This is a genomic window from Geodermatophilus sp. SYSU D00698, from assembly GCF_054050335.1.
This window is the reverse complement of record NZ_JBJGZD010000015.1, coordinates 73,941-88,450: the sequence shown is the minus strand read 5'-3', so window position 1 is coordinate 88,450 and position 14,510 is coordinate 73,941. Positions and strand designations below refer to the sequence as shown.

The 14,510-nt window shown below is 75.6% G+C and carries 14 protein-coding genes; 3 read left to right on the top strand and 11 right to left on the bottom strand.

The annotated features are described in order from the left end of the window. The first annotated feature begins 167 nt into the window (after positions 1-167). The 3 genes from ACI8AB_RS14905 (at position 168) to ACI8AB_RS14895 (ending at position 2,461) form a co-directional block, all read left to right on the top strand. The gene (locus ACI8AB_RS14905; RefSeq protein WP_456950733.1) at positions 168-1,028 is read left to right on the top strand and encodes a peptidylprolyl isomerase; all 861 of its coding nucleotides are present in this window, start codon (positions 168-170) and stop codon (positions 1,026-1,028) included. Further along, entirely contained in the window at positions 1,025-1,741 is a 717-nt protein-coding gene (locus ACI8AB_RS14900) for a peptidylprolyl isomerase (protein WP_456950732.1), read from the top strand. The genes ACI8AB_RS14905 and ACI8AB_RS14900 overlap by 4 nt, the downstream gene beginning before the upstream one ends. 72 nt (positions 1,742-1,813) lie before the next feature. After that, positions 1,814-2,461: a class I SAM-dependent methyltransferase gene (locus ACI8AB_RS14895; RefSeq protein WP_456950731.1), complete on the top strand. Its 648-nt coding sequence runs from the start codon at positions 1,814-1,816 to the stop codon at positions 2,459-2,461. On the opposite strand, the gene ACI8AB_RS14890 is transcribed toward ACI8AB_RS14895, so the two are convergent. The 11 genes from ACI8AB_RS14890 to ACI8AB_RS14840 all read right to left on the bottom strand — a co-directional run bounded on the left by ACI8AB_RS14890 (position 2,451) and on the right by ACI8AB_RS14840 (position 14,504). Then, complete coding sequence (locus ACI8AB_RS14890; protein ID WP_456950730.1) at positions 2,451-4,874, bottom strand: RelA/SpoT family protein; 2,424 nt, start codon at positions 4,872-4,874, stop codon at positions 2,451-2,453. The two genes, ACI8AB_RS14895 and ACI8AB_RS14890, sit on opposite strands and share 11 nt — an antisense overlap. A gap of 89 nt (positions 4,875-4,963) precedes the next feature. Continuing rightward, complete coding sequence (locus tag ACI8AB_RS14885) at positions 4,964-5,560, bottom strand: adenine phosphoribosyltransferase (protein WP_387986756.1); 597 nt, start codon at positions 5,558-5,560, stop codon at positions 4,964-4,966. Beyond that, positions 5,557-6,942, bottom strand: coding sequence for a protein translocase subunit SecF (gene secF, locus ACI8AB_RS14880; RefSeq protein ID WP_456950729.1), 1,386 nt, complete (start codon positions 6,940-6,942; stop codon positions 5,557-5,559). The genes ACI8AB_RS14885 and secF overlap by 4 nt, the downstream gene beginning before the upstream one ends. Next, positions 6,939-8,642: a protein translocase subunit SecD gene (gene secD / locus ACI8AB_RS14875; protein WP_456950728.1), complete on the bottom strand. Its 1,704-nt coding sequence runs from the start codon at positions 8,640-8,642 to the stop codon at positions 6,939-6,941. Before secD ends, secF begins: the two co-directional genes overlap by 4 nt. A 10-nt stretch (positions 8,643-8,652) precedes the next feature. Then, complete coding sequence (locus ACI8AB_RS14870) at positions 8,653-9,018, bottom strand: preprotein translocase subunit YajC (protein ID WP_387986749.1); 366 nt, start codon at positions 9,016-9,018, stop codon at positions 8,653-8,655. Positions 9,019-9,190: 172 nt separating this feature from the next. Beyond that, positions 9,191-10,315, bottom strand: coding sequence for a Holliday junction branch migration DNA helicase RuvB (gene ruvB / locus ACI8AB_RS14865; protein WP_456902765.1), 1,125 nt, complete (start codon positions 10,313-10,315; stop codon positions 9,191-9,193). Then, entirely contained in the window at positions 10,312-10,950 is a 639-nt protein-coding gene (gene ruvA / locus ACI8AB_RS14860; RefSeq protein WP_456950727.1) for a Holliday junction branch migration protein RuvA, read from the bottom strand. The genes ruvB and ruvA overlap by 4 nt, the downstream gene beginning before the upstream one ends. Further along, positions 10,947-11,513 (bottom strand): crossover junction endodeoxyribonuclease RuvC, encoded by a 567-nt coding sequence (gene ruvC, locus ACI8AB_RS14855; protein ID WP_387986744.1) that lies wholly within the window; start codon positions 11,511-11,513, stop codon positions 10,947-10,949. The genes ruvA and ruvC overlap by 4 nt, the downstream gene beginning before the upstream one ends. Positions 11,514-11,980: 467 nt before the next feature. Further along, entirely contained in the window at positions 11,981-12,733 is a 753-nt protein-coding gene (locus ACI8AB_RS14850) for a YebC/PmpR family DNA-binding transcriptional regulator (protein ID WP_456950726.1), read from the bottom strand. Positions 12,734-12,821: 88 nt separating this feature from the next. Then, positions 12,822-13,943 carry a heparan-alpha-glucosaminide N-acetyltransferase domain-containing protein gene (locus ACI8AB_RS14845; RefSeq protein ID WP_456950725.1) on the bottom strand — a complete coding sequence of 374 codons (1,122 nt, stop codon included), beginning with the start codon at positions 13,941-13,943 and terminating at the stop codon, positions 12,822-12,824. Between the two features lie 21 nt (positions 13,944-13,964). Then, on the bottom strand, positions 13,965-14,504 hold the full coding sequence (locus ACI8AB_RS14840) for a hypothetical protein (protein ID WP_456950724.1): 540 nt from the start codon (positions 14,502-14,504) through the stop codon (positions 13,965-13,967). Positions 14,505-14,510 lie beyond the last annotated feature (6 nt).

Genomic DNA, 14,510 nt, shown 5'->3' with positions numbered 1-14,510 from the left:
CCGTGCAGGTTACGCGGGGGATCGGGGCCGCTCCGGTCCGGCAACCGAGGGTCCACAGGAGCGGCACCTACACTCGCGGATCGACCAGCGGGGAGACCGCGGAGCGCGGCCGAGGCCGGGTCCGGACCCCGCGGAACGTCTCGTCCGTCCGAGGAGTGTCCCGACCCGTGCCGACCAACAAGCAGCGGCGGGTTGCCGCCCAGCGCCGCCTGCAGCGCCAGCTCGAGCGGCGCGCCGAGCTCGCCCGCAAGCGCCGTCGCAACCTGCTCGTCGTGGTGACCGTGATGGCCGTCGTGCTCGTCGCCGGGGCGGTGGCCCTGGTGGCCGGGCTCGGCGGGGACGACGACGACAGCGCCCAGGCCGCCGCCAGCAGCAGCTCGGCCGCCGCCACCGAGGGCACCGGGGCGACCGCGGCCCCGGCGGTCACCAACGCCGACGGAACCGTCACCTGCACCTACGCGCCCGACACGTCGGGCAACCCGAACCTGACCGACGTCGGCACCCCGCCGGACCCGGCCTCCACCCCGGCCAGCGGCACCGTGCAGCTGCTCATGAGCACCGACCAGGGCGACGTCCCCCTGACCCTCGACCGCGCCGAGGCCCCCTGCGCCGCGGCGAGCTTCGCCTTCCTCGCCTCGCAGCGGTTCTTCGACGGCAGCATCTGCCACCGCGAGGTCAACCAGCCGACCTTCGGCGTCCTGCAGTGCGGCGACCCGACCGGCACCGGCTCCGGCGGCCCGACCTACAAGTTCGCCGAGGAGGTCACGCCGGAGACGACCTACCCCCGCGGCACGATCGCCATGGCGAACAGCGGCACGCCCGGCTCCACGGGCAGCCAGTTCTTCCTCTGCTTCGTCGACACCGACCTGCCCCCGGACTACACGGCGGTCGGCACCGTGGACGAGGCGGGCCTCGCGGTGCTCGACACCATCGCCGCGGCGGGCAACGACGGCTCGTTCGAGCCGAGCCCCGGCGGCGGCGCCCCGAACCTGCCGGTGACCATCACCTCGATGACCGTCGTCGCGTGAGGCCGGCGCGGGCGGGCGCCGGTGTCACCGGCGCCCTGCTGGCGCTGTCGGCCTGCACGGGCACGGTCCCCGGCTCGGCGTCGCCGGTCCCCGACGGGCCCGGCGACGCCGCGGGCGGCGGTGCGGGCGCCCCGACGGTGACCTGCGAGTGGGTGGCCGCCCGGTCGGGCAACCCCTACGCCGTGGAGGTGGCCCCGCCCGACGACGAGGTGCCCGCCGAGGGCACCGCCGCGCTGCGGATGTCCACCAGCCTGGGCGAGCTGACGCTCACCCTGGACCGGGCCGGCGCCCCGTGCGCGGCGGCGAGCATGCTCCACCTGGCCGCGCGGGGCTTCTTCGACGGCTCCTCCTGCCACCGGCAGGTCGACAGCGAGGGCCTGCAGGTGCTGCAGTGCGGCGACCCGACCGGCACCGGCGCCGGCGGGCCCACCTACGCCTTCCCCACCGACGTCGACGGCGACGAGACCTACCCCCGCGGCACGGTCGCGATGGCCAACAGCGGGCAGGGCCTCGACGGCAGCCAGTTCTTCCTCGTCTGGGGCGACAGCGCGCTGCCGCCGGACTACACCGTCGTCGGCACCGTCGACGACGGCGGCCTCGCCGTCCTCGACGTGGTGGCGGCCAACGGCAACGACGGCTCGCTGGACCCCTCGCCCGGCGGCGGCGCCCCGACCGTCCCGGTGACGGTCACCTCGATGGCCCCCGTGGGATGACGGACGAAGGGCCCCACCCCTCGCCGGCTCGGGGCGGGGCCCGGGACGGGGCCGGAGGGCACACTCGTGGCGGTGACCGCCCGACCTGATGCCTACGCGGGGTTCCCGCCCGGGTTCTTCGCGCGCCACGACGAGCGGCCCGACGCGGAGTTCTACGGCCCGCCGCGGCTGGTCACCCACATCGACGACGCCGCGATCGCCGCGGTCGGCGACCTCTACGCGGAGCTCGGCATCGACGGCTCGGCGCCGGTCCCCCGCCGGGTGCTGGACCTCATGTCCTCGTGGGTCTCGCACTTCCGCACCCCGCCGGCCGAGCTGGTGGTGCTCGGCATGAACGCCCGCGAGCTCGCCGCCAACCCCGCGGCCACCGAGCGGGTGGTGCAGGACCTCAACGCCGACCCGCGGCTGCCGCTGCCCGACGGGGACGTCGACGCCGCGGTGTGCTGCGTGTCGATCGACTACCTGACCCGGCCGATCGAGGTGCTCGCCGAGGCCGGGCGGGTGCTGCGCCCGGGCGGGCCGCTGGTGGTCACCTTCTCGAACCGCTGCTTCCCCACCAAGGCCGTGCACGGCTGGCTGGCCACGACCGACGAGCAGCACGGCGCGCTGGTCGCCGAGCTGGTGCGACGCGCGGGCGCCTTCACCGAGCCGGAGGTGTCGCTGCGCACCCCGCCCGGCGCCGGGGACCCGCTGTACGCGGTGGTGGCGTTCAGGCTGTGACGCGCTCGACGTCGAAGACGCCCTCGACGTTGCGCACCGTCTGCAGCACCGCGCCCAGGTGCGCGGGGTCGGCCAGCTCGAAGGTGAACCGGCTGACCGCCACCCGGTCGCGGCTGGTCTGCACCGACGCCGACAGGATGTTGACCCGCTCGTCGGCCAGCGCCTTGGTGACGTCGGACAGCAGCCGGTGCCGGTCCAGCGCCTCGACCTGGATCGAGACGAGGAACACCGAGCCGGGCTGGCTGGCCCACTCGACCTCGACCAGCCGCTCGCTCTTGCGCCGCAGGTCCGCGGCGTTGGTGCAGTCGGTGCGGTGCACGCTCACGCCGCCGCCGCGGGTGACGAAGCCGAGGACGTCGTCGCCGGGCACCGGGGTGCAGCACTTGGCGAGCTTGGCCCAGACGTCGCTCATCCCGTGGACGACGATCCCGGGGTCGCCGCTGGCCGGCCGCCGGTGCAGCGGCCGCCGGGTGGGGATCGCGGTCTCGGCGATGTCCTCGACCGCGCCCTCGGCGCCGCCGAGCGCGGTGATCAGCTTGTCGACCACCGACGCTGCGGAGATCTGGTTCTCCCCCACCGCCGCGTACAGCGCGGTGACGTCGGCGTAGCGGAGGTCCTTGGCCAGCGTGACCAGCGCCTCGCCGCCGAGCAGCCGCTGCAGCGGCAGGCCCGCCTTGCGCATGGCGCGGGTCAGGGCCTCCTTGCCGGCCTCGACGGCGTCGTCGCGGCGCTCCTTGGTGAACCACTGCCGGATCTTGGTCCGCGCGCGGGAGGAACCGACGAAGGACAGCCAGTCCTTCGAGGGACCGGCCGTGGGCGAGCGGGAGGTGAAGATCTCGACGACGTCGCCGTTGGACAGCTTGCTGTCCAGGCTGACCAGCGTGCCGTTGACCCGGGCGCCGATGCAGCGGTGGCCGACCTCGGTGTGCACCGCGTAGGCGAAGTCCACCGGCGTCGACCCGCCGGGCAGGCTCATGACGTCGCCCTTGGGCGTGAAGACGAAGACCTCCTGCGGACCGAGGTCGTAGCGCAGGGTCTCGAGGAACTCGCCGGGCTCCTGGGCCTCGCGCTGCCAGTCCAGCAGCTGGCGCAGCCACAGCATGTCGTCGGGCGTGCCGGCCTTCGCGGCGCCGAACTCCCCCGGGCCGGGCTTGCCGCCCTGTCGCGCCTTCTCCTTGTACTTCCAGTGCGCGGCGATGCCGTACTCGGCGGTGCGGTGCATGTCGTGCGTGCGGATCTGCAGCTCGACCGGCTTGCCCTGCGGCCCGATGACCGTCGTGTGCAGCGACTGGTACATGTTGAACTTCGGCATCGCGACGAAGTCCTTGAAGCGCCCGGGCACCGGCTGCCAGTGCGCGTGCATGATGCCCAGCGCCGCGTAGCAGTCGCGGACGGTGTCCACCAGGATCCGGATGCCGACCAGGTCCCAGATGTCGGTGAAGTCCCGGCCGCGGACGATCATCTTCTGGTAGATCGAGTAGTAGTGCTTGGGCCGGCCGGTGACGACGGCCTGGATGCCGGCCGCCTTGAGCTGCTCGGTGACCGCCGCGGTCACCTCCGCGAGGTAGGTGTCGCGGGAGGGCGCCCGCTCGGCGACCAGCCTCACGATCTCGTCGTAGCGCTTGGGGTAGAGCGTGGCGAACGCGAGGTCCTCGAGCTCCCACTTGATCGTGTTCATGCCCAGGCGGTGGGCCAGCGGGGCGAGGATCTCCAGCGTCTCGCGCGCCTTCTTCTCCTGCTTCTCCGGCGGGAGGAAGCGCAGCGTGCGCATGTTGTGCAGCCGGTCGGCGAGCTTGATGACCAGCACCCGGGGGTCGCGGGCCATCGCGACGATCATCTTGCGGATCGTCTCGGCCTGGGCGGCGTCGCCCAGCTTCACCTTGTCGATCTTGGTGACGCCGTCGACGAGGTGGGCGACCTCGGGGCCGAAGTCCGCGCTGATGGCCTCCAGGGTCTTGCCGGTGTCCTCGACGGTGTCGTGCAGCAGCGCGGCGACCAGCGTCGTGGTGTCCATCCCGAGCCCGGCGAGCACGGTGGCCACGGCCAGCGGGTGGGTGATGTAGGGGTCGCCGCTCTTGCGCTTCTGGGTGGCGTGCGCGGCCTCGGCGACGTCGTAGGCCCGCTGCAGCAGCGCGAGGTCGGCCTTGGGGTGGCTCTGCCGGTGCAGCGCGGCCAGCGGCTCGAGCACCGGGCGGACCTCGCTGCGCTGGCCGGCGACGATGCGGCGGGCCAGCCGGTCGCGCACCCGGCGCGGGCGGGCGGGGGCGCCCTCCTCCGGCGGCTCGCTGCCGACGTCGTCGGGCCGGCGGACCAGCGGCCGGGACGGCAGCGGGGCGCGCTGGTCCTGCGGCGGGGCCGGGTCCTCCTCGGGCCGCGCGCCAGCCACGGGGGTGGCGGGCGCGTCGGGTGCCACGGCGACTCCTGCGGAGACTGAGGAGGAACGACCGGCACCATGCTAGCCGCGCCCGCCAGGGGCGCGGCGCCACCGGGCCGGGGCCCTCCTCAGGTGGTCCAGAGGGTGTGCACGGCGTGCGGGGCGAGGCGCTCGCGGCCGCCGAGGGCGGCCAGCTCGACGACCACCGACACCGCGGTCACCACACCGCCGAGCTCCTCGACCAGCGCGACGGAGGCCGCCAGCGTGCCGCCGGTGGCGAGCACGTCGTCGACCAGCAGCACCCGCTGCCCGCGGCGGAGCGAGTCGGTGTGCATCTCCACGGTCGCGGTGCCGTACTCGAGCACGTACTCGGCGGCGATCCGCTCCCGGGGCAGCTTGCCGGCCTTGCGCACCGGCACGACGCCGACGCCGGCGTGCAGCGCGACCGCCGCGGCCAGCAGGAACCCGCGGGCCTCGACGCCGACCACGACGTCGAAGCCCGGGTCGCCGGGGCGGCCGTCGTCGGTGTGCGCGACCGCCGCCGCCCGCGGGTCCACCAGCACCGGCGCGGCCAGGCCCTCCACCATGCGGCGGAAGGCCGGGCCGTCGGCGAACACCGGCGTGAGGTCGCGGAAGACGACCCCGGGCTCGGGGAAGTCCGGGACGTCGACGGCCAGCGAGGCGATGAGCTCGTCGAGGGGCGGCAGCGCCTCGGCGGTGCTCACCGGCGCTTCTTCGCCCCGCCCGGCCGCTGCGGCCGGACGCCCGGGCGCGGCGCCGCGGTGGCGCCGCGCGGCCGGCCGGCGTCGGGACCGACCGAGGCCGGCGACTCGACGACGACGTCGGCCTCCGCCGGGCCCAGCGACCCGGCGTCCCGCTCGGCGAGGGCCACCCCGCCGCGGGGGGCGCCGCCGCGGGCCCGGCGGGCGCTGGCGACCGGCCCGGCCGCGGCGCGGGCGCCCTGGCGGGCGGCGGCCGACCGGCGGGCGAGCACCCGCTTGCGCAGCGCGACCACCTCGGGCTCGCGCTCCTTGAGGTCGGCGACGATCGGCGTGGCCAGGAAGATCGACGAGTAGGCGCCCGCCGCGAGACCGACGAACAGCACCAGCGCGAGGTCCTTGAGCGTGCCGACGCCGAGCAGGCCCGCCCCGACGAACAGCAGCCCGGCCACCGGCAGCAGCGCGATCACCGAGGTGTTGATCGAACGCATGAGGGTCTGGTTGACCGCGAGGTTGGCCGCCTCGCCCCAGGTCATGCGCGCGCTCTGCGCCAGGCCGCGGGTGTTCTCGTCGACCTTGTCGAAGACGACGACGGTGTCGTAGAGGGAGAACCCGAGGATGGTCAGCAGGCCGATGATCGTCGACGGCGTGACCTCGAAGCCGACGAGCGAGTAGACGCCCGCGGTGACCACGAGGTCGTGCAGCAGCGCGGCGATCGCGCCGACGGCCATCTTCGGCTGGAACCGGATGGCCAGGAACGCGATGACCGCGGCGAGGAACACCGCCAGCGCGATGAGCGCCTGGTCGGTGATGTCCTGGCCCCACTCGGCGCTCACCGACTCGGGGCTGACGGCGCCCGCGTCCACGCCGGCGGCGTCCGACACCGCCTCGACGACCGCCCGCTCGCCCTCGTTGTCCAGCGCGCCGGTGCGCAGCAGGATCTCGTCGCCGCCGACCACCTGCGCCGAGGCGACGTCGGCGCCGGCGTCGGTGGCGGCCTCGCGCACCTGCTCCAACTGCTCCGCGCCGCCGGGCAGCCGGAAGCTGTTGCCGCCGGCGAAGTCGATGCCGAAGTTGAAGCCGCGGAACACCATCGAGGCGATGCAGACCAGCACGATCACCGCGGTGACCTTGTAGATGAGCCGGCTGCGGCCGACGACGTCGAGGCCGGCCTCGCCGTTGTAGAGCCGGTGCGCCAGGGAGGCCCGCCGCCCGGCGCGGCGGGCCGCGCTGCCCTCCGCGGGCAGGCCGGCGTCGGCGAGCGCGGCGTCGTCGGCGGCCGCGGCGGCCTCCTCGGCCGCCGCCGCGCCGGCCGCGCGGGCCTCGTCGGCCTCGGTGCCCACCGGCACCGGGGTGTCCTGCCCGGTGTCGTCCCTGCGGCCGCTCATGCCCTGCTCCTGTCCTGCGACGCGCGGGCACCCGACCCGGCGCCGACCAGTTCGCGCTCCGCGCGCACGGCCGGGGCGGCCGAGCGCAGGGACCGGTCGACCTGGCCGAGGCCCGAGAACCGGCTCGAGCCGAACGACCGGAACCGGGCGAGCACGGCCATCAGCGGGTGGGTGAAGAGGAAGACGACGACCAGGTCCAGGACCGTGGACAGGCCGAGGGTGAACGCGAAGCCCTTCACGTCGCCGATGGCCAGCCAGTAGAGGATGGCCGCGGCGAGGAAGCTGACCGCGTCGGCCGAGAGGATCGTGCGGCGGGCGCGGACCCAGGCGCGCGGCACCGCCGAGCGCAGCGTCCGGCCCTCGCGGATCTCGTCCTTGAGGCGCTCGAAGTAGACGACGAACGAGTCCGCCGTGATGCCGATCGAGACGATGAACCCGGCGATGCCGGCGAGGCTCAGCGTGAACCCGATCTCCCGGCCCAGCAGCACGAGGCTGGCGTAGACCACGACCGCCGACAGCAGCAGGCTGACGATCATGACCAGGCCCAGCAGCCGGTAGTAGACCAGCGCGTAGACGAACACCAGCGCGATGCCGATGGCGCCGGCGATGAGCCCGGCCTTCAGCTGCTCGGCACCGAGCTCGGTGGAGATCGACTGGGCGGTGGCCTGCTCGAAGGTCAGCGGCAGCGCGCCGTAGCGCAGCTGGTTGGCCAGCTCCTCGGCGCCGGCCTGGTCGAACGAGCCGGTGATCGTCGTCTGGCCGTTGATGGCGCCCTGGATGGTGGGCGCGGAGACGACGCGGCCGTCGAGGGTGAAGGCGACGTTGGTGCCGACGTTGGCGGCGGTGTACTCCGCCCAGGTGGCGCGGCCCTCCGAGTTGAAGTCCAGCAGCACGACCCACTCGCCGGTGGTCTGCTGCGTGCCGGCGCTGGCGTCGGCGATCTCGGTGCCCTCGATGATCGTCGGGCCGAGCAGGTACTTCTGCGTGCCGTCCTCGCTGCACGCGGCGACGTAGTCGTCGGGGCGGGCGACCTCGCTGGTGGTGTCCTCGGGGGCGCAGGTCAGCGTCGCGTACTGCGCCGCGGCCTCCTCCTGGGTCACCGCGGGCCGGTCCGGGTCGAGCGCGGGGTCGCTCACCGCGCCGTCGCTCGGGGTGGCGGAGTCCGTCGTCGCGGCGTCGGTCGGGGTGGCGGCGTCGGTCGGCGCCGCGCTGTCGGTGGGCGCCGCGGAGTCCGTCGGCGTGGCGCCGTCGGTCGGCGTGGCGCCGTCGGTCGGCGTGGCGGAGTCGCTCGGCGTCGCGCCGTCGGTGCTCTCGGCGGGCGCGGCCGCCTCGGGGCCGGTGACCACCGGGCGGAAGCGCAGCTGGGCGGTCTGGCCGAGCTCGCGGGCCTGCTCGCCGTCGTCGCCGGGCACCGAGATGACGATGTTGGCGTCGCCCTCGGTGACCACCTCGGCCTCGGCGACGCCGAGGCCGTTGACCCGCTGCTCGATGATCTGGCGGGCGAGCTCGAGGTCCTCGGGTGCCGGCGCCTGCCCGTCGGGCGTGCGCGCGGTCAGCGTGACCGTGGTCCCGCCGCGGAGGTCCAGGCCGAGCTGGGGGGTGCGGTCGGAGCCGGTGAGGAAGATCAGGCCGTACATGACGGCCACGATCAGGACCAGCGCACCGAAGTAGCGGCGTGCCGGCAGGGCGCGGTTGGCCACGGGTCCTCCGTCAGAGGGTCTTGCCGGTGGAGCCGTCGCCCGGCCGGTCGTCCCGGGGCGTGGTCTCGTCCGGGGCGGGCTCGACCACGGTCTCCCCCGACACCACCGGGCCGGGCACCTCGCCGGCCACCGGGCGGACCTGGAGGACCGCCTGCCGGGCGTAGGTCACGACGACGCCCGGGGCGATCTGGACCTGGATGGTGGCCGGGTCGTCGAGACCGGCCACCGTGCCGTACACGCCGCCGGCCATGGTGACCGGCACGCCGATCGCCAGCGCCGACTGGGTCTGGGTCTGCTGGCGCTTGCGGGCCCGCGCGGGGAGCACGACCAGCGCCACGAACGCCAGGACGAGCAGGAGCAGGGGGAACAGTTCCACGACGGGAGTGCCTCTCTACCGCGCCGGCTGCACGCGGTCGGTGCGGCCCGGGTCGGGACCGCTCGGGTACGTCGGTCGTGGCGCGCGGGGCACCGTCCGCGCCGACACGGGATCGCACGGCCGGGACCGGTCGGCCCGGGGAGGGCCGAGTTGCGCGCCAGCGCCGATGAGTCTAGGCGTCGAAGAGCGGTTCCGACGACGCGCCCGGGTCACGCGGGACGGCTGTGACACCCCCGAGGGGGATGCCGCCGCGCGGCACCGGGTGGCCGAGGTGCCGCCAGGCCGCCTCGGTGGCCACCCGCCCGCGGGGGGTGCGGGCGAGCAGGCCGGCGCGGACGAGGAAGGGCTCGCACACCTCCTCGACGGTGGTGGGCTCCTCCCCCACCGCGACCGCCAGCGTGGAGACGCCGACCGGGCCGCCGGAGAAGCGCACGACCAGCGCCTCGAGCACCGCCCGGTCCAGCCGGTCCAGCCCCAGGTCGTCGACGTCGTAGAGCGCCAGCGCGGCCTGCGCCACGGCACGGGTGACCCGGCCGTCGGCCTCGACCTCGGCGTAGTCGCGCACCCGGCGCAGCAGCCGGTTGGCGATGCGCGGCGTCCCGCGGGAGCGGCCGGCGATCTCGGCCGAGCCGTCGTCGGTGAGCTCGACGCCGAGCAGGTCGGCGCTGCGGGCGAGCACCTGCTGCAGCTCGGCCGGCTCGTAGAACTCCATCTGCCCGACGAAGCCGAACCGGTCGCGCAGCGGCCCGGTCAGCAGCCCGGCGCGGGTGGTGGCGCCGACCAGGGTGAACGGGTTGATCTCCAGCGGGATCGCGGTGGCGCCGGGCCCCTTGCCGACGACGACGTCGACCCGGAAGTCCTCCATTGCCATGTACAGCAGTTCCTCGGCGGGCCGCGCGATGCGGTGGATCTCGTCGATGAACAGCACGTCGCCGGGGCCGAGGTTGGACAGCATCGCGGCGAGGTCGCCGGAGCGCTCGATCGCCGGGCCGCTGGTGATCTTGACCGAGGTGCCGAGCTCCGAGCCGATGATCAGCGCGAGGCTGGTCTTGCCGAGCCCGGGCGGGCCGGACAGCAGCACGTGGTCCGGCGGGCGGCCCCGGCGCTTGGCGCCCTCGAGGACCAGCGCGAGCTGGCGGGCGACCTTGGGCTGGCCGATGAAGTCGGTGAGCGAGTGCGGCCGCAGCGCGGACTCGACCACCCGCTCCTCGTCCCCGGCCTGCGGGGAGACGGCGAAGTCGCGGCTGATGCCGGATTCCACCTCGCCGGTCAGCGACCGGTCGAACGGGGCGCTCACGACCGGCCCAGCAGCTGCAGCGCCTGGCGCAGCAGCAGCGCGACGTCGACCCGGCCGGTGCCGGTGAGCTGCTCGTCGGCGACCGGGGCGAGGGCGGTGAGCGCGGTCTCGGCCTCCTTGGTGGACCAGCCGAGCCCGACCAGGGCCGAGGACAGCTGGTCGCGCCAGGGTGCCACCGGGGTGACCGGCGCGAGGCCGGCCGGGGCGGGGCCGTCCAGCTGGGTGTCGGTGGTGGTGGCGCCGAGCCGGTCGCGCAGCTCGAGGATCAGCCGCTCGGCGCCCTTCTTGCCGATGCCGGGCACCTGCATGAGCGCCTTGACGTCGGCCGTGGACACCGCGCGCCGGACCTCGCGCGGCGGGTGGATGGCCAGCACCGCCTGCGCCAGCCGCGGGCCGACGCCGTTGGCGGTCTGCAGCAGCTCGAACAGCTGCCGCTCGTCGTCGTCGGCGAAGCCGTAGAGGGTGAGGGAGTCCTCGCGCACGACCAGGCTGGTGGCCAGGCGGGCGTCCTCCCCCACCGCGAGCCGGGCGATGGTGCCGGGCGTGCACTGCACGGCCAGGCCGATGCCGCCGACCTCGACGACCGCGCCCTCGGGGCCGACCGCGGCGACCCGGCCGCTCACCGAGGCGATCACCGGGACACCCCCCGCCAGCGTGGCAGCGTCCGCTGCACCACCGGCGCGCCGATGCCGCCGGCGATCGCCGCGACCCGCAGCCGGTCCTGGGCCGGGCCGCGCCACACGTGGCAGACCGCCAGCGCCAGCGCGTCGGCGGCGTCGGCCGGCTTGGGGGCCGACGTCAGCCCCAGCACCCGGGTGACCATGAGGGTGACCTGCTCCTTGTCCGCGCGGCCGTTGCCGGAGATGGCCGCCTTGACCTCGCTGGGCGTGTGCCAGGCGACCGGCCGGTCGGCCTGCGCCGCGGCCAGCGCCGCGACCCCGGCCGCCTGCGCGGTCCCGGTGGCGGTGCCCTTGTTGTTCTGGGTGAACACCCGCTCGATGGCCACGACGTCGGGCCGGTGCTCGCGCAGCAGCGCGGTGACCTGCGTGTGCAGCTCCAGCAGCCGCAGCTCCAGGTCCAGGTCCGCGGAGCTGCGGATCACGCCGACGCCCACGGCGGCCGGGCGCGCGCCGGGACGGCCGTCGACCACACCCCAGCCGCACCGGGTCAGCCCCGGGTCGATGCCGAGCACCCGCATGCCCGCTCCCCCTCTCACCGAACGCGTGTTCGACCGCAACCGTAACCGTCCCCGACGACGGCCCCGGGACGCAACACGCGGCACGGTCCGGGGAGCGACACGCGGGCGCTCAGCCGACCCCGGCGGCCACCAGCGGCGCCGCGCCCGGGTCCGGCCACCCGGGCGGAGCCGCCGGTGTCGACGTCCAGCGGCAGGGCGGCGGGCGGGCTCCGGCGCGGCGGTCCCCGCGGCACCGGGCCCACCGGCGCGCGGCGCCCCACCGGGTCGCGGTCGGCCGGCACGGCCGGGACCGCCGGCGGGCGGACCGTCGCCGCGGCGCCGGGGGGGTGGGCGGCGCGACCCCGCCGAGCCCACCCGCGTCCGCCGGGCGCCCCGGGAGGCGGCGCGTCACCCCGTGCCGGGGCCGGCGGACCGGATCGGGCCGCTGCCGGTGTGGTGTCCGGGGCGGCCGGTGCGCCGGTGGCGCCTCAGCCGACCTTCTCGAGCACCTCGTCGGAGACGTCGTAGTTGGCGTAGACGTTCTGGACGTCGTCGAGGTCCTCGAGCGCGTCGATGAGGCGGAACACCTTGCCGGCGCCCTCCTCGTCGAGCTCGACGGTGACGCTGGGCACGAACCCGGCCTCGGCCGAGTCGTAGTCGATGCCGGCGTCCTGCAGCGCGGTGCGGACGGCGACCAGGTCACCGGGCTCGCAGACGACCTCGAAGGTGTCGCCGAGGTCACGGACCTCCTCGGCGCCGGCGTCGAGGACCGCCACGAGGACGGTGTCCTCGTCGACGCCCTCGGCCTGCGGGACGACGATGACGCCCTTGCGCGTGAACAGGTAGGACACCGAGCCGGGATCGGCCATCGAGCCGCCGTTGCGGGTCATCGCGGTGCGCACCTCGGAGGCCGACCGGTTGCGGTTGTCGGTGAGGCACTCGACGAGCACGGCGACGCCGCCGGAGGCGTAGCCCTCGTAGGTGATCGACTGGTACTCGACGCCACCGGCCTCGGCGCCCGAGCCGCGCTTGACCGCGCGGTCGATGTTGTCGTTGGGGACCGAGGACTTCTTCGCCTTCTGGATGGCGTCGTAGAGCGTCGGGTTGCCCGCCGGGTCACCGCCACCGGTCCGGGCGGCGACCTCGATGTTCTTGATCAGCTTGGCGAACAGCTTGCCGCGCTTGGCGTCGATCGCGGCCTTCTTGTGCTTGGTGGTCGCCCACTTGGAATGGCCGCTCACGACTGTCCTCCCTCGTCCCGGCGCCCGGCACCGGCGCCCGGACGCACCGGTCGATCCTACCGGCGGCGCGCCGGTGCCCGTTCCCACCTCAGAAGCCGGCCGCCCGCCGCGAGCTCCAGGCGAGCAACCCCTCCAGCGGTCCGCGACCCAGCCGGGAGCGCCACGCCGACGCCAGCAGCAGGGCGGTCAGGCTGAAGCGCGCCCACAGCCCCCAGTCCTGCCCGTGCTCGACGTCGAGTACGGCGATGGCGACGATCTGGGCGGTGTAGACCGACAGCGCCAGCGCACCCACCGAGACGACCGGGTGGGTCAGCCGCGGCAGCAGGTCGGCGACGACCAGGCACACCCCGAGGACCGCGACGGCGACCCCGCCGGACCCGACCACCTCGAACGGCGTGCTGCTGTGCGGCTCGGCGCCGGCGAACCAGGCCGGGTCCCAGCCGCCGGCGGCGCCGAAGCCCTCCTCGATCCCGGCCGGCCGCTCCCCCGGCGCGAACGCCCGGGTGGTCAGCCGGCCGCCGAGGTAGCCGAGCACCGCCGTGACCGCCCCGCCGGCGACCAGGCCCGCGCGCACCCGGGCGGCGCCGAGGTCCAGCCGCCCCACCGCGAGCCCCACGAGCACGAAGGCGAGCCACACCGCCGCCGGGTAGTGGCCGGTGAACAGCAGGAAGGCGAACGCGCCGTCCTCCTCGCCCTGCCCGGTGGCGTACCGCCCGGCCGCGAGCGTGAGCGGCGGCCCGGCCAGGGCGACGACGGCCGCGGCGGCCAGCAGCCGCGCCGGGGACCAGCGCAGGAACGGCAGCGCGAGCACGAACAGGACCGCGTAGACGCCGAGGATGATCGCGACGAAGGTGTCCAGCAGCTCCAGGACGCCGCCGATGGCGAACACCCAGGCGGCGCGGACGAGGACCCGGGTCCGGGCCCGCGCGAGCTCCTCGTCCGCGGGCGGGGTGCGTCCCCCGGACAGCAGCGCGATGGACACCCCGGCCAGCGTGGCGAACAGGATCGACGAGCGACCGTCGACCACCGCGCGCCAGGTGGCCGGGTCCCAGCCGAGGTCGCCGGTGTCGCCGAGGTGCGCGCCGAACATGCCGAGGACGGCGAGCCCGCGGGCGAGGTCGACACCGCGCAGCCGCCGGCCCGCCGGCCGCTCCCGCTCCGGGCCCGCGGCGGGACGCGCGTCCCCGGCCTCGTCCTGCCCCGTGGTCATGCGGTCGTCCACCGCGGGCGCTCAGGCGCGGGGCGTCCCGGCGCCGGTCGGGACGGCGTCCAGGCCGTCCTCGACGTCGAAGAAGCGCGGCAGCGGCCGGTCGGCGTGCAGCCGCAGCAGCCGGGGCAGCCGGCGCTGCCGCAGCAGCGCGGTGTCCCGGACGGCGTCGTTGTAGAAGCGCCGGGCCAGGGCCATGCGGGCCTCGGCCTCGGCCAGCTCGGCGAGCAGCTCCGCGGGGACCCCCGGCAGCTCCGCCGGGAGGGCGCGCAGCTCCCGGCCCAGGGCGTTCTCGGCCAGCTCCCGGTCGCCGGCCGGGGTCCGGCGCGCCTCGTAGGCGGCGGTCTTCAGCCGGGTCGCGCGGTCCTCACCGAGCGCGGCGCTGTACCCGGAGGACAGGTCCTCGGCCAGGGCGGCGCGGGCGCGCAGCCGGTCCTCGAGCACCGCCCGCGCGCGGGCGACGCGGGCCTCCAGCCGCCGCAGCCGGGTGAGCGTCCAGGCGGTCCAGGCCAGGAGGAGGACGACGACGACCGCGGCGACGAGCAACCAGGCGCCGGGCGTCACGTCGGC